This is a genomic window from Planctobacterium sp. R6 (assembly GCF_055755215.1).
This window is the reverse complement of record NZ_JBVTQY010000031.1, coordinates 41,719-56,672: the sequence shown is the minus strand read 5'-3', so window position 1 is coordinate 56,672 and position 14,954 is coordinate 41,719. Positions and strand designations below refer to the sequence as shown.

Annotated in this window: 14 protein-coding genes; 13 read left to right on the top strand and 1 reads right to left on the bottom strand. The window is 48.5% G+C overall.

All coding sequences use genetic code 11. The annotated features are described in order from the left end of the window. Positions 1-351 precede the first annotated feature (351 nt). Complete coding sequence (gene hemE / locus AC0J20_RS17355) at positions 352-1,434, top strand: uroporphyrinogen decarboxylase (RefSeq protein ID WP_473022679.1); 1,083 nt, start codon at positions 352-354, stop codon at positions 1,432-1,434. 216 nt (positions 1,435-1,650) lie between these two features. After that, positions 1,651-2,331, top strand: a complete 681-nt coding sequence (locus AC0J20_RS17350; RefSeq protein WP_229529848.1) for a response regulator transcription factor — start codon at positions 1,651-1,653, stop codon at positions 2,329-2,331. A 12-nt stretch (positions 2,332-2,343) separates the two neighbouring features. Here the strand turns inward: AC0J20_RS17350 and queG are convergent, their stop codons facing one another. Beyond that, positions 2,344-3,492, bottom strand: coding sequence for a tRNA epoxyqueuosine(34) reductase QueG (gene queG, locus AC0J20_RS17345; protein WP_229529849.1), 1,149 nt, complete (start codon positions 3,490-3,492; stop codon positions 2,344-2,346). Between queG and AC0J20_RS17340 the strand changes: the two genes are divergently transcribed. The 11 genes from AC0J20_RS17340 (at position 3,492) to AC0J20_RS17290 (ending at position 14,883) form a co-directional block, all read left to right on the top strand. After that, positions 3,492-5,021: an NAD(P)H-hydrate dehydratase gene (locus AC0J20_RS17340; RefSeq protein ID WP_473022678.1), complete on the top strand. Its 1,530-nt coding sequence runs from the start codon at positions 3,492-3,494 to the stop codon at positions 5,019-5,021. The two genes, queG and AC0J20_RS17340, sit on opposite strands and share 1 nt — an antisense overlap. Positions 5,022-5,037: 16 nt before the next feature. Then, positions 5,038-5,502 (top strand): tRNA (adenosine(37)-N6)-threonylcarbamoyltransferase complex ATPase subunit type 1 TsaE, encoded by a 465-nt coding sequence (tsaE, locus tag AC0J20_RS17335; protein WP_229529851.1) that lies wholly within the window; start codon positions 5,038-5,040, stop codon positions 5,500-5,502. A gap of 9 nt (positions 5,503-5,511) precedes the next feature. Then, the gene (locus tag AC0J20_RS17330) at positions 5,512-6,852 is read left to right on the top strand and encodes an N-acetylmuramoyl-L-alanine amidase (protein ID WP_473022677.1); all 1,341 of its coding nucleotides are present in this window, start codon (positions 5,512-5,514) and stop codon (positions 6,850-6,852) included. An 18-nt stretch (positions 6,853-6,870) separates the two neighbouring features. Next, positions 6,871-8,652 carry a DNA mismatch repair endonuclease MutL gene (mutL, locus tag AC0J20_RS17325; protein WP_473022676.1) on the top strand — a complete coding sequence of 594 codons (1,782 nt, stop codon included), beginning with the start codon at positions 6,871-6,873 and terminating at the stop codon, positions 8,650-8,652. After that, complete coding sequence (gene miaA, locus AC0J20_RS17320; protein ID WP_229529854.1) at positions 8,642-9,580, top strand: tRNA (adenosine(37)-N6)-dimethylallyltransferase MiaA; 939 nt, start codon at positions 8,642-8,644, stop codon at positions 9,578-9,580. The genes mutL and miaA overlap by 11 nt, the downstream gene beginning before the upstream one ends. A gap of 142 nt (positions 9,581-9,722) precedes the next feature. After that, complete coding sequence (hfq, locus tag AC0J20_RS17315) at positions 9,723-9,977, top strand: RNA chaperone Hfq (RefSeq protein WP_229529855.1); 255 nt, start codon at positions 9,723-9,725, stop codon at positions 9,975-9,977. Positions 9,978-10,000: 23 nt separating this feature from the next. After that, positions 10,001-11,287, top strand: coding sequence for a ribosome rescue GTPase HflX (gene hflX, locus AC0J20_RS17310; protein ID WP_229529856.1), 1,287 nt, complete (start codon positions 10,001-10,003; stop codon positions 11,285-11,287). A 90-nt stretch (positions 11,288-11,377) separates the two neighbouring features. Then, entirely contained in the window at positions 11,378-12,535 is a 1,158-nt protein-coding gene (gene hflK / locus AC0J20_RS17305) for an FtsH protease activity modulator HflK (RefSeq protein WP_229529857.1), read from the top strand. Between the two features lie 3 nt (positions 12,536-12,538). Further along, on the top strand, positions 12,539-13,417 hold the full coding sequence (hflC, locus tag AC0J20_RS17300; RefSeq protein ID WP_229529858.1) for a protease modulator HflC: 879 nt from the start codon (positions 12,539-12,541) through the stop codon (positions 13,415-13,417). Between the two features lie 121 nt (positions 13,418-13,538). Continuing rightward, positions 13,539-14,705: an aminotransferase class V-fold PLP-dependent enzyme gene (locus AC0J20_RS17295; RefSeq protein ID WP_473022675.1), complete on the top strand. Its 1,167-nt coding sequence runs from the start codon at positions 13,539-13,541 to the stop codon at positions 14,703-14,705. Further along, complete coding sequence (locus AC0J20_RS17290) at positions 14,698-14,883, top strand: DUF2065 domain-containing protein (protein WP_473022674.1); 186 nt, start codon at positions 14,698-14,700, stop codon at positions 14,881-14,883. Before AC0J20_RS17295 ends, AC0J20_RS17290 begins: the two co-directional genes overlap by 8 nt. The last annotated feature ends 71 nt before the right edge of the window (positions 14,884-14,954 follow it).

The following is a 14,954-nucleotide window of genomic DNA, read 5'->3' as shown; positions in this document are numbered from 1 at the left end:
CATTGCCTATACTTTTCAGGCAAAAAAGCCGAGTATCAATATCACTCGACTTTAAGCCTTATACAGATCTCAGGTTAATTACCTCAGAAATGCGTCGCCGAACAAAATAAAAAGGCCCTTTCCGGAGAAAGGGCCCTAATTTCTGTTAGCGTCTTGGTCCTGTTAATTCAGGCTTCTTAATTGTTTGGAAGTCGTTAACTGCAATAAGTTATAGCAGATAATTAAAAAGAATGACAAGTTTTTTTGTTTAAAAAAATATCAATAGTCGCAAAAGTTCTCTTTCCTGGCTTGTTTTTGTGTAGAATAGCGCGGTTTCTAAAATTCTCTCAACTGCCCATGGCGTAAGGTATTATGACCCAGCAAAGCAATCCGAATCCCCTAAAGAATGATCGTTATCTCAGAGCATTATTACGAGAACCTGTCGACGTTACGCCGGTATGGATGATGCGTCAGGCTGGTCGCTATTTGCCAGAATACAAAGCCACCCGCGCTCAGGCCGGTGATTTTATGTCATTGTGCAAAAATACCGAGCTGGCCTGCGAAGTTACGCTACAGCCTTTGCGTCGTTATCCCTTAGATGCTGCTATTTTATTTTCCGATATTTTGACCATCCCGGATGCGATGGGACTGGGGCTGTACTTTGAAACCGGTGAAGGACCCAAGTTTGAACGCCCCTTGAGCAATATGGCTGACGTTGAAAAGTTACCGATTCCCGATCCGGAATCGGAACTCGGTTATGTGATGGATGCCGTCAGAGCCATTCGCAGCGCGTTGCAAGGCAGTGTGCCACTGATAGGGTTTTCCGGTAGTCCCTGGACTCTGGCCACCTACATGGTAGAGGGTGGCTCAACGAAAACCTTTGGGAAAATCAAGAAAATGGCGTTTTCCGATCCCGCCGCCCTACACCTGTTGCTGGATAAATTAGCCGATTCAGTGGTGTTATACCTGAATGCCCAGGTTAAAGCGGGGGCACAATCGCTGATGGTATTTGATACCTGGGGTGGCGTGTTGTCGCCGCAGGCCTATAAAGAATTTTCCTTGCAGTATATGGAAAAAATCGTGGCCGGTCTGATCCGTGAAAACGAAGGCCGCAAAGTACCGGTAACCCTGTTCACCAAAAATGGGGGACAGTGGCTGGAAGCCATTGCCGCGACAGGTTGTGATGCGGTTGGACTGGACTGGACTACTGATATTGCTGATGCCCGCGCTCGGGTGGGCGACAAGGTGGCGATTCAGGGGAATATGGACCCTTGTATGCTGCATGCCCCGGTCGAGCGCATCGAATCGGAAGTTGCCTCAATTTTGGCCGGATTTGGTGAAGGCACTGGTCATGTGTTTAATTTGGGCCATGGAATTCATCCTGATATCGATCCGGAAAAAGCCGGTGCATTTATTCACGCGGTCCATAAACTGAGCGGCCAGTACCACAGATAAACAGGGGCAGCGGCGCGGCTTCAATTGACAGAACATCCGGTCTTTTATCATTGCGCTGCCTGAACACGGCGTTCAGGCAGCTGCAATTGTTACATTTTGTGAATGAAATAATTCATATAATTCAAGCAGTAAAGAAACTTTGCGTGATAGATCCAAAATGGACTATGATGTGGAGATGTCTATATAATTTCCACAAAAATTGTAGGGTGTAGCTAAATGTCCAGCGTACTGTTAGTTGAGGACGACAAGGAAATGAGCAGTTTGGTGGATGTGTTTCTGTCGGGAAATGGCTTTACCATCACACCGGTGGAAACCGCCAAAGACTGTTTTTCGCAGGTGGCGAAAAGTAATTTCGACCTCATTATATTGGATCTGACCTTGCCGGATGAAGACGGTCTGGTTATTTTGCGCAAGTTAGTGAAGCGCACAGCGACGCCGATTATGATCATTTCAGGCCGCAAAACTGATGATGACAAAGTGGCGGGCCTGGAGTTAGGTGCCAAAGATTACCTCGGCAAACCCTTTTCCCTCAAAGAATTACTGATACGGATCAAAAACGTGCTGGGACTACCGCTGGTTGTGGAAACTCAGGATGAAGATTTAACCTTCCACGAATACGTGTTGAGCCAAAAACGTCGGGCACTGTTTGACGTGGATGGCAATCGCATCGAACTGACTCAGCACGAGTTTAAAGTACTGGCCACTTTGGCGCGCAGATACAACGAGGTGGTGCCCCGTGAAGAAATCGTAGAACAGGTTTCTGATCTGGATATTCCGGAAAATAACCGCGCTGTGGATATCAGTATCAGCCGTTTACGTAAAAAATTAAACGACAATGAGAAACCGTTTCGCATCATCCAGACCATTCGCGGTGAAGGATATATGCTGCGCAACTAAGTCACATGGCTGTCAGGCACTGTCTGGCATGCCCTTTTCGATAGTGCGAATTAACCTCAGGGTCAGTCGCCCGGTGGATTCTTTCGCCTGTTTTGCTTTTTTCTGTAATTGTTCGGCAATTGCCCAGTCAATGTGACGCTGCACCAGCGCTGAAGCGTCATGCTGTTTTTGCTGTAAGGCCTGCAAAACTGCCTCACTGTATTGAGCGTTGCCCAGCGCAATACTGATGTTGCGTTGCCAGGACTGAAAGCCAATACGTCTGATGGCAGATCCCTGCATCTTGTTCAGAAAGGTTGACTCATCCCATGCAAACAGTTCGAGTAAAGTGGCCTGCGATAAATTGTGGCGGATTTTAAAATCCGGTTCGTCACTGATCTGAGCATAGCGATTCCACGGACAAATCAACTGGCAGTCATCGCATCCATAGATACGATTGCCGATGGCGCGACGAAATTCTTCGGGAATGTCACCTTTGTTTTCGATTGTCAGGTAACTGATACAGCGCCTGCCGTCTACCACATACGGGGCCACAATGGCCTTGGTGGGGCACACAGTAATGCAGGCTACACAACTACCACACTTCTCTTCAGTTGGGGTATCTGTTGGCAAAGGCAGGTTGATAAAAAGCTCCCCCAGAAAAAATAGCGAGCCGGCATGGCTGTTCAGGGTCAGGCTGTGTTTACCGGTCCAGCCGATCCCCGCTTTTTCTGCCAGTGCGTGTTCCAGCACCGGAGCCGAATCCACAAAGGGCCGCCACTGCGCTGACGGTACCAGCTCTGATATTTTCTCCCCCAGCTTTTTTAGCCGGTTACGCATCACTTTGTGATAGTCTCTGCCTGTGGCGTAGCGACTGATATAGGCCCGTTGATCATCTTTCAGGTTTTTAGCAAATTGTGCATCATCGGGCAGGTAAGCCATGCAGACACTGACAACGCGCAGGGTGCCCGGCACCAATTTAGCCGGGTCCAGGCGTTTGTCGGTATTCTCGGTTATCCAATGCATATCGCCGTAATATCCATTGTCTAACCAATTCTGTAACGTTATTTTATGACTTTCCAGGTTAATATCAGCGATACCTACTTGCTGGAACCCAAGTTCCTGGCCCCAGATTTTAATTTTTTTGCTGAGCTCAGTATAAGTATCGTCGGGAAGGGCAGACATTGAAAACCTTTAAAAACCTATTTCAACGAGAGAGTTTAACACACAATATTTATACCGCAGACCAGGTTCGTCTGGTGGAGCCGCGCGCCGCTGAACTGGCGGGGATCAGTCTCTACCAATTGATGGAAAACGCCGGTGCGGCTGTTTACGAACTGATAATTAAACAATATAGCCATGTTAAAAAACTGATTGTGCTGGCAGGACACGGAAACAATGGTGGTGATGCCTATGTGGTGGCACGACTGGCACTGGAAGCGGGGTTGATGTGTGATGTGTGCGAATTGGGCAATCCGCAAAAGCTGTCTGCCGATGCCAGACTGGCGCGCAGTAAATGGCTGAGCCAAAAAGGTGGAACCCGCACAGCCCACAACCTGGATTTCAATCAGTATGATCTTTGTGTCGATGGGATGCTGGGCACAGGTATTAAAGGCGCCGTTAAAGCTCCTTATGCCGAAGTGATTTCGCGCCTCAACGACAGTGTTATTACCGTAGTCAGCATCGATATTCCCTCCGGCATGAACGCCGATACAGGCTATGCTTCAGGCGTTGCAGTGCAGGCCGATGATACCTGCACCTTTGTGGGCATTAAAAGCGGCCTAAAAACCGGTGAAGGCAAACAGTATTGCGGCCATCTGCACTTTTTTGACCTGGGAATTGGTCGTGAGTTTCAACGTATTGCAGTGCAGGTAGGTAAAATCATTGACTTTCAGATGCTGCCGCCCTTACCCAAAAGACGCATCAACGCCCACAAAGGCGCGATGGGAAAATTACTCTGTATTGGCGGCAATGAAAGTTATGCCGGCGCAATCCGACTCACCGCTGAAGGTGCGTTGCGCACCGGAGCCGGACTGGTTAAAGTGTTTTGTCATCCGGGCTCGCGTTCTACTATAAACGGTACTCGTCCGGAAATTATGGTAGAAACCCGTACCGAACAACTGGCTGATACCTTGTCCTGGGCCAATGCCATTGCCATTGGGCCAGGTCTTGGAAAAGATCTGTGGTCTGTGACTTTACTGGAGGCCACGTTGCAGCATAGCCTGCAGTTTCACAAACACCTGGTGATTGATGCCGATGCCCTGAACCTGATTGCTGAACATTATCGCCTGGCGATCCCGAAAAATCTGGCAATTATTACACCTCATTCCGCTGAGGCTTCGCGTTTGTTAAAATCCACCCCCAATGCCATTGAATCTGATCGCTATCAGGCGGCGGCTACCCTGACTCAACATTTTGAGGCTGTGGCTGTGTTGAAAGGTGCGGGCACGCTGATCGCATCCCAGGAAAACACCTGGGTGTGCAACAATGGCAATCCGGGTATGGCCACCGGAGGTATGGGGGATGTGTTAACCGGTATTCTGGGGGCTCTGCTGGCCCAGGGAATGAGTAACCGCCTGAGTGCCCTGTACGGTGTTTGTCTGCACAGTTGCGCGGCTGACCTGGCAGCACAAGAAAATGGTCAGATTGGCTTGTTAGCCAGTGATTTGTTCCCATATATACGTCGACTTATTAACACCGAAAAACGCGATTGATCCGGAGTGCGTTCACATGAAACAAACGATTCAGAGTCGTTCCGAACAGGATACGGAACAACTCGCACAAAACCTCGCCCGGTTTTGCCTGCAAAACCCCGAGGCCTGGACAATTCACCTGAATGGCGATTTGGGCGCCGGGAAAACCTGTTTTAGTCGGGGATTTATCGCCGGACTTGGCCATCAGGGCAGTGTAAAAAGTCCTACCTACACCCTGGTAGAGCCCTATGATTTAGGTAGCTTTAAAGTGTTTCACTTCGATTTGTATCGGCTGGCTGATCCGGAAGAACTGGAATTTATGGGGATTCGGGATTATCAGCAACAGGACACGATTAATCTGATCGAATGGCCGGAAAAAGGTGCCGGTTGGCTGCCAGCCCCGGATCTGGAGATAACTATTGAGTTTACCGACCAAGGGCGTAGTATAGAACTTCTAGGAAGGTCTCCCAAGGCAAGGGAACTGATACAACAATTAAAATAATATGTATCAATGAAGATATTGTTGCGCTACTGCCTGCTGGTTTTTTTGTGCTATCCGGTTAGCGGAGGGCTTGTCGCGCCTGAAGCTCATGCCAGCAATAATTCCATCAACAGTGTTCGCATCTGGCCTTCGCCCACCAATACCCGCGTTGTACTGGACTTACAGCAGCAACCTAAATACAGCTGGTTTACCCTGCAGAACCCCCACCGACTGGTTATTGATTTAGCCGATACCAAAGGCGATTTGGATTTTGCAAAAATTGATAACAGCAGTGAGCTAGTTAAAAAAATCCGTTACAGCCGGCCAAAGGCCAATGGCGATGTGCGCATAGTGCTGGAACTGGACAAGAAGGTCACCCCGCAAATATTCTCCCTGCAACCCACTGCGCCATATGGCAACCGTTTAGTGGTCGATTTACCTGACGAGCGGGATTCGCAGCGCAATATGATCGAGCAGCCGGTGAACAAACGTCATCAGGACATTATTATCGCGATAGATGCCGGGCACGGTGGAGAAGATCCCGGCTCAATAGGCCGTGGTGGTACTTTTGAAAAAAATGTCACCCTGAAAGTGGCACGGGAGCTGGCAAAACTGGTGGATGGCGAACCGGGGATGCGCTCTGTATTGATCCGCACCGGCGATTATTATCTGACACCCAATCGCCGGCCTGAAATTGCGCGGGAAAAGAAAGCCGATTTATTTGTGTCAGTACACGCTGATGCCTTTACGCAACCACAACCCAATGGCTCATCGGTATGGGTTTTATCCACTGGCCGGGCCAACAGTGAGTTAGGTCGCTGGCTGGAAAACACCGAACAGCATTCCGAGCTGTTAGGCGGTGCTGCTGAGGTGATCCAGGATACCAACAACGAGCGCTATTTAACGCAGGCACTGCTGGATATGTCCATGGACCATTCCATTGCCACCAGTTATGACGTCAGCCGCAATATATTATCTGAACTTAAAGGCATGATGAAACTGCACAAGAAAAGCCCGCAGGCAGCCAGTCTGGCAGTGTTAACATCGCCGGATATCCCTTCGGTGCTGGTGGAAGTGGGGTTTATTTCCAATCCTAAGGAAGAGAAAAACCTGAACTGGCGTAAACATCAGCAAAATCTGGCTCAGTCTATCTTCAAAGGGATACGGTCACACTTTTTAAACAGCCCACCTGATGGTACGTTATGGGCAAAGCAAAGACCTAAAAATCGCACCCACCGGGTAGAACGCGGAGATTCCCTCAGCGAACTGGCTTTGCGTTATAATGTCAGCGTTAACAATTTAAAAAAGGCCAACAATCTCAATACTGATATTGTCAGAATAGGCCAGGTTTTAAATATTCCGCAAAGTTAAACAACGAGTCGAAGTCTCTTGCCGATAAAAGTGTTACCCGCCAGGTTGGCGAACCAAATTGCTGCCGGGGAAGTGGTTGAACGTCCCGCTTCCGTGCTGAAAGAACTGCTGGAGAACAGCATAGATTCGGGCGCCACACAAATAACTATCGATGTGGAAAAGGGCGGACATAAGAAAATCAAAGTAACCGATAATGGGTCGGGCATTGTCAAAGATGAATTAATGCTGGCGCTGAGTCGTCATGCCACCAGTAAGGTTGCTGAACTGGAAGATTTGGAGCACATTGCCACCCTGGGATTTCGCGGTGAGGCCTTGGCCAGTATCAGTTCGGTGTCGCGATTGACTCTGACGTCTCGTCCTGAACAACAAACCGAAGCCTGGCAAGCCCGAAGCGAAGGCCGCGATATGCAGGTGCTTGTTGAGCCTGCGGCTCACCCACAGGGCACCAGTGTGGAAGTGCTGGATTTGTTTTTCAATACGCCTGCCCGTCGAAAGTTTCTGCGCACCGAAAAAACCGAATTCAATCATATCGAAACGCTGTTCACGCGTATTGCGTTGAGCCGATTTGACGTGGGAATGAAACTACTACACAACGGCAAGTTAGTTAAATCTTTGCCTGCGATAACCTCAGATGACGAGCAGATAAAACGCATCCAGCAGATATGCGGCACCAGCGTTAGTCAGGATTTTTTGTATCTGGACAGCCAGTATCAGCAATTTCGACTGCTGGGATGGGTGTCCAGGCCCGGTGCTTTTCGATCGGTGAACGATACTCAGTATGTATTTGTTAATAACCGTATGATGCGCGATAAATTAATTCTGCATGCTATCCGGCAGGCATTTGAAGGGCAGTTACCGCCGGATAAATTTCCATTTTTTGTCTTGTATCTGACCCTGCCTCATCACGAAGTCGACGTGAATGTACACCCGGCGAAACACGAAGTGCGTTTTCATCAGGCGCGTCTGGTGCATGACTTTATCTATTCCGCGGTGAATGATGCTCTGAATAGCGGTGGTGCTTGCGCTGTTGAGCAGGCCGGGCCTGAGGCAACCGCGGATTCCGGGTCTGCTTTGACGGCAAAACCGGCTTCCCAAAGACACAATTATCAGCCGGACCGCGACTATATAAAACCGCTGCAAAGTTATACGCCGCAAACCGGACGGTATCAGGGTAGCTATAAATCTCAATCCGCAACCACCATTGAGGAAGCCGCGGGTAATTATACGCAACTTATGCGCCCACCTGTGTCGCAGACCGATGTTCCGCATCCAGAACATAAGGAGTCTGCTCAGGCAAAGTACAGCAGGGGGTTTGAAGTACCGGGAATGGGCTGGCTGTTACACAAGCAAGAGCAGGTTTATTTTGTACCGATGCAAAACTTGATTGTGCATTATTTGCAAGCTCGCTATCTGACTGAAAGCCCGGTATCTCAACCTTTGTTGTTGCCGGTCTCTGTCGTTAAAAACAGTCAGATTGACACTGAAACCCTGTGTCACAACGCCGCCCGAATAGGCATGAAGCTGGAACCTTATCACAATAAGTTGATACTGAAGCAGGTGCCGGTGGGGGCCAGAAATCAGCGTTGGCAGGATATTATAACGGCCCTGAGTGACGCTGACGAATGCACATTAGCTTCACTCTTGCACTGTCTGGCGCGGTACTGGCAACTTGACGGGCAGGTGGATACACAGCAATTATTCGAGCAATATACGCAAAGCGTGGCATTGGAAAACTTTGCGGAACAGGGCATTGTTCCCGTGCCACTTCACACATGGTTACAAGAATTTCATGGCAACTGATAAACAAGGGCTACCTAAAGCCATTTTCCTGATGGGACCCACCGCCTCAGGAAAAACGGATCTGGCGATTGAGTTGGTGCAAAGTGGGTTGTGCGAAATTATCAGTGTTGATTCCGCGCTGATTTATCAGGGCATGGATATCGGTACTGCAAAACCCACTGAGCAGGAACAACAAAAAGCGCCTCACCGCCTGATTGATATTCTGGACCCGGCTGAATCCTATTCCGTCGCCCAGTTTCGAGATGACGCGCTGCGTGAAATGCAGGATATTACGCAAACCGGGCGTATTCCCTTGCTGGTGGGCGGTACTATGATGTATTACAAAGCCCTGACCGATGGCATTTCCACGTTACCGGAAGCAGACGATACTGTGCGTCAGCAGATCAGTGCAGACGTTGAAACTCATGGCTGGCAGGCATTGCATCAGGAATTGCAGCGCATCGATCCGGTATCTGCAGCCCGTATTCATCCCAATGATCCACAACGACTAATGCGCGCTATTGAAGTATATCGGATATCGGGAAAATCCATGACAGAATTGACGGCAACACGGTCGTCATCTATACCCTATAATATACTTCAACTTGGGATCGCCCCCGAGGATCGAAGTGTATTACACCAACGTATTGAACGCCGCTTTGATATTATGCTGGAAAATGGCTTTCAGGATGAAGTTGAGCGGTTGATGCAACGCACGGATTTGCATCTGGATTTGCCGTCTATGCGGTGCGTTGGTTATCGTCAAATGTGGTTATATCTTGTAGGAAAGTATGATTTTGACGAAATGCGATACCGTGGTATCGTCGCTACAAGGCAATTGGCCAAGCGTCAATTAACCTGGCTGAGAGGTTGGCCGGAGTTACATTGGCTGGATACGTTTGCCGATAATAACGTTAACAGGGTCAAAGACTTATTCTCAAAGTTGTAACTTGAATTTGCTGTGGTAAGACCCAAATATCAGGAGTGTATACAGTCCAGGTAAATCCTGTATACTGTATTTGACTTGCCCAATTGTGGGCAGCACACACAACCAGAACAACAAAAAAGATAAGAAGAACAAGAGGCTGAAAATGGCTAAGGGACAATCACTACAAGACCCGTTTTTGAACGCTTTGCGTCGCGAACGTGTTCCCGTGTCGATATATCTTGTAAATGGCATCAAGCTGCAGGGACAAATTGAGTCCTTCGATCAATTCGTCATTTTGTTAAAAAATACGGTAAGCCAGATGGTTTACAAGCATGCAATTTCTACTGTCGTACCGGCCAGAGCGATTCCAATGGTTGCGAACGATCAAGGAGATGGAGATAATATTCAGTCTGAATAATTACCCAATCAAGGAAATGAAGCTTGTTTGACCGTTATGAAGCTGGTGAACAGGCTGTATTAGTACATATATACTTCTCCGATGAACAGAGCAAAGAAGATTTGCAGGAATTGCAAATGCTGGTGTCATCGGCAGGTGTCAATGCAGTTGATATAGTCACGGGGTCTCGTCAAAATCCGGCCCCAAAATATTTCGTGGGCAGCGGTAAAGCGGAAGAGATCGCTAACGCCGTACGCGCCAATGATGCTGATGTGGTGATCTTTAACCACAGTCTTTCCCCTTCCCAGGAACGCAATCTGGAGCAACTCTGTAAGTGCCGGGTGCTGGACCGTACCAGTCTGATCCTCGATATTTTTGCGCAACGGGCCAGAACTCACGAGGGTAAGTTGCAGGTAGAGCTTGCTCAGCTTAAACATATTTCTACCCGCCTGATTCGGGGCTGGACGCACCTTGAGCGCCAAAAAGGCGGTATTGGTTTGCGCGGTCCGGGTGAAACTCAGCTAGAAACTGACCGGCGGTTACTGCGGGAACGCATCAAAAGCATATTGAAGCGTCTGGCGAAAGTACAAAAGCAGCGGGAGCAAGGTCGACGTTCACGGGAACGCGCCGAATTACCCACTGTATCGCTGGTGGGCTATACCAACGCAGGTAAATCTACGCTGTTTAATACCATTACAGAGTCCGGGGTATATGCCGCTGACCAGTTGTTCGCCACCCTGGATCCCACCCTCAGAAAAATTCAGTTACAAGATGTGGGTGCGGCAATATTGGCTGATACGGTAGGCTTTATTCGTCATCTGCCGCACGATCTGGTGGCCGCATTTAAGGCGACGTTGCAGGAAACACAGTCGGCGGATTTATTACTGCACGTTGTCGATTATTCCGATGAACGTTTCAGAGAAAACACCGACCAGGTAAATGCGGTTTTGAACGAAATTGAAGCCAATGACGTACCACAGTTGATAATTTGCAATAAAATAGACCGGATGGAGGGGATTGAGCCCCGAATAGACCGGGATGACGAAGGGCGACCAATCCGCGTCTGGTTGTCGGCACAACAAGGGCTGGGGATTGATTTATTACTAAATGCCCTCACTGAGTGTTTATCAGAAAAGATGGTGCAATATCGGCTTCGGGTGCCGCCGGCTTTAGGCCGCTTAAAAGGCGCTTTATATGCGATGAATTGTATATCAGCGGAAGAATACGCCGACGACGGAGACTGGCTTGTGGATATCCGCATGCCAGCCAAAGACTGGCATCGGTTAGCTAAGCGCTTCGATGCGGATATTAATACCATTATCGAGCATTAAGATTACATTGGATCAGTGCTGGTAGTTTTTTGGAACTTCCAGTAAGTTACGTATCCAAATCATGAATTTTGATTAATTGTGGAGAACAACATGGCCTGGAATGAGCCGGGTGGGAACAACAATGATCCCTGGAAAAATCGTAAAAACAACGATCAGGGCCCACCAGATTTAGACGATATTTTTAAAAATATTTTTAAAAAATTTGGTGGTTCTAAAGGAGGTTCAGGCAATGGACCTTCCTTTGGAAAAGGCCTGAGTGGCTTGGGTGCCGGTGTGATAATCGGTGTTCTGGTGGCCATCTGGGTGGTCAGTGGTTTTTACACCGTAAAAGAAGCTGAGCGCGGCGTTGTGTTGCGTTTTGGCCAGTTCCACTCATTGGTGGAGCCGGGTCTGCAGTGGCGTCCGACGTTTGTTGACGAAGTGATCCCGGTTGATGTGCAAACCATTCGCTATATCCCGGCGTCCGGCTTCATTCTGACAGAAGACGAAAACGTGGTCAGAGTCGAAATGGAAGTACAGTATCGGGTTGTTGAACCCTATCAGTATACTTTCGCGGTAACTGAACCTGATGAGAGCTTACTGCAGGCGCTGGACGCATCCTTGCGTTATGTGGTGGGGCATTCACGAATGGATGACGTACTAACCAGCGGCCGTGAAGTGGTTCGCCAACAAGTCTGGGAAGAACTGGAAAGTGTGATCAACCCTTACAACATGGGGATCGCCATCACAGACGTTAACTTTAAAGATGCCAGACCACCAGAGGAAGTTAAAGCGGCCTTTGATGACGCGATTGCGGCTCAGGAGGATGAACAACGCTTTATCCGTGAAGCTGAAGCTTATGCCAGAGAAATCGAGCCTCGCGCCCGTGGCCAGGTGCGCAGAATGGAAGAAGAAGCACAGGCCTATAAAGAGCGTGTTATTCTGGAATCCCGTGGTGAAGTGGCCCGCTTTGAAGAGTTGCTACCCCAATACGCAGCGGCACCGGAAGTAACCCGTCAGCGCCTGTATCTTGAAACGATGGAGCAGGTATACAGTAATACCAGCAAAATTGTGGTGGATACGCAGGGCGGCGGAAACATGATGTATCTGCCTCTGGACAAAATTTTAGAAAGACAGCAAAACTCGCAAACCCCTGCCAGTCGTAGCACGATAGAAGGTTTACGTGATAACAATGATGCGTCTGGTACATCGACGAATACCGCGCCGAGTTCTTCTCGCGGTGATCGCTTTCGTTCAGGGAGAGGCTAAGCTATGAAAAACTTAACATTGATTATTGCTGTGATTATTGCCTTCTTGGGTTTTAATTCACTCTTTGTGGTGCAGGAAGGTACGCGTGGTATCGTAATCCAGTTTGGTAAAGTCAAACGGGATGCCGACACGAATGAAACCACCGTATTTGCACCTGGTTTACACTTTAAAGTGCCTTTCTTTGACAGAGTCAAAATACTGGACGCGCGGGTGCAGACGTTAGACGATTCACCGGGTCGTTTCGTGACATCTGAAAAGAAAGACCTGATCGTGGATTTGTACGTTAAGTGGCGTATCAGCGATTTTGCCAAGTACTACCTGGCAACACGTGGCGGTATCAAAGAACAGGCGGAAGCGCTGTTAAAGCAAAAGGTAAACAACGGCTTGCGTACCGAGTTTGGTACACGCACCATTTCGCAGATTGTTTCTGGTGAACGTTCTGAACTGATGGACGAAGCATTAAAGCAATCCTCGCAAAGCTCTGACGAATTGGGAATTGAAATCGTTGACGTGCGGGTTAAGCAGATTAACCTGCCACTGGAAGTCAGTAATTCAATCTTTGACCGGATGCGTGCCGAGCGTACTGCGGTGGCCAAAGAGCATCGCTCTGAAGGTCAGGAACAGGCAGAAATCATTCGCGCCGATATCGACCGCAGAGTCACTGTTATGTTGGCTGATGCAGAGCGTAACGCCAGACAACTGCGTGGTGAAGGTGATGCCACTGCTGCCAAAATCTATGCAGATGCCTACAATAAGAGCCCTGAGTTTTATGCGTTCTTAAGAAGTATGGATGCTTACCGCAACAGCTTTAACAGCAAACAAGACGTACTGGTAGTAGAGCCCAACAACGACTTTTTCAAATACATGAAAAAGCAAAACTAATCAGCATCGCGATTAGTGTTACATAAAAACCCGCTTTTTAGCGGGTTTTTTCATTGTCAGGCGCAGTAATCTTACGCGATTACTTGTATAGTTCCGCTCAAACGAGTTTACGGAGACAGGCATGTTAAAGCACCACTACACCCATTTTCTGAACGCCAATCAGGGTGTGCAGCACTATGCCTGTCACAGTCATCACTACTGGCCCGATGTCAGCCGTCAGGCCATGTTGGATTACTGGGATGACTCAGCACGGTTCGTCGATGATAAGTGGGGCTATTTTTTTGCTGAAAAAGTACCGCGCCTGCAGAGCCACATTGCCAAATTGCTCAACACCAATTTGCCTGAGCAATTGGTTTTTGCTCCCAATACGCATGAACTCCTGTTTCGGGTGATCAGTGGCATGGATTTGCAATCGGAGCTTACGATTGTTACCACCGACAGTGAATTCCACAGCTTTACCCGACAGGTAAATCGCCTCGATGAGTTTAATAATATCCACGTGATTAAGGTGCCGGTGCAGCCGGTGAAATCCTTTCAGTCACGATTTATGGATGCTATCGAATACAATGATCCTAATCTGGTGTTTTGCAGTCAGGTGTTTTTCAATTCGGGTCTGGTATTAAAGGATCTGGATGCTCTGGTGTCAGCGGTAAAAAATCCCGATACCCTGATTATGATCGACGGTTATCACGCGTTTTGTGCGTTACCGGTAGACATTGAAAAGCATCGAAATCGCATTTTTTACCTTGCCGGAGGCTATAAGTACGCGCAGGGAGGCGAAGGTGTTTGTTTTATGCATGTGCCCAAAGGCTACCTGAATCGGCCTCTGTACACCGGCTGGTATGCTGAATTTGGTGAGTTACAAAAATTTAAGTCCCGCAAGGTAGACTATGCCACCAATGGTTTCCATTATGCGGGCTCTACCATGGATTATTCAGGTATTTACCGACAACTGACCGTATTCGATCTGTGGCAAAAGGAAAAGGTTACTGTAGCGGCTATTCATCAGCATGTGCAGCAATTACAGCAGGCATTTTTAAACCATGTTTTTGGTCTTAAGCAATCAGTTCTTACCGAATCACGCTTGATGATGGTAAATCCAGAAAACCACGGGCACTTTTTGACCTTTGAACTGCCGGACGCCAGTATTACCGCAACTTTGCACGATTATCTGAAAGCCCACAAGATTGAAACCGACTATCGGGGCAACCGGTTGCGGTTTGGGTTTGCCCCTTATCATGCTATTGCAGATATCGATTTAAGTTGTCTGGAAAACTACGGTGGATAGTCTCTGGCTGGCATTGGCGCTGTTGTTGATTCTGGAAGGGGTTTGGCCCCTGCTTTTCCCCAATCGCTGGCAAAAATATTTGCACAGCCTGTCTCAGCTGCCGGCTGCTCAGTTGCAAAAAGTCGGGGCTGCAATGGTGCTGGGTGGTGCTATCCTGCTGTGGTTATTACTGGTTTAGGAATAACCGTGCCAAATAATGCCATTTTCCGCTTTTTTTGGGACAAAAAAGGTGAATCAGGGCACTCAACT

What these genes read in the sequence shown, in the direction of transcription:
- miaA (WP_229529854.1), top strand. Translation starts at nt 8,642, where the DNA reads ATGGCAACTGATAAACAAGGGCTACCTAAAGCCATTTTCCTGATGGGA.
- tsaE (WP_229529851.1), top strand. Translation starts at nt 5,038, where the DNA reads ATGAAACAAACGATTCAGAGTCGTTCCGAACAGGATACGGAACAACTC.
- hemE (WP_473022679.1), top strand. Translation starts at nt 352, where the DNA reads ATGACCCAGCAAAGCAATCCGAATCCCCTAAAGAATGATCGTTATCTC.
- AC0J20_RS17330 (WP_473022677.1), top strand. Translation starts at nt 5,512, where the DNA reads ATGAAGATATTGTTGCGCTACTGCCTGCTGGTTTTTTTGTGCTATCCG.
- AC0J20_RS17295 (WP_473022675.1), top strand. Translation starts at nt 13,539, where the DNA reads ATGTTAAAGCACCACTACACCCATTTTCTGAACGCCAATCAGGGTGTG.
- hflC (WP_229529858.1), top strand. Translation starts at nt 12,539, where the DNA reads ATGAAAAACTTAACATTGATTATTGCTGTGATTATTGCCTTCTTGGGT.
- queG (WP_229529849.1), bottom strand. Translation starts at nt 3,492, where the DNA reads ATGTCTGCCCTTCCCGACGATACTTATACTGAGCTCAGCAAAAAAATT.
- hflK (WP_229529857.1), top strand. Translation starts at nt 11,378, where the DNA reads ATGGCCTGGAATGAGCCGGGTGGGAACAACAATGATCCCTGGAAAAAT.
- hfq (WP_229529855.1), top strand. Translation starts at nt 9,723, where the DNA reads ATGGCTAAGGGACAATCACTACAAGACCCGTTTTTGAACGCTTTGCGT.
- AC0J20_RS17350 (WP_229529848.1), top strand. Translation starts at nt 1,651, where the DNA reads ATGTCCAGCGTACTGTTAGTTGAGGACGACAAGGAAATGAGCAGTTTG.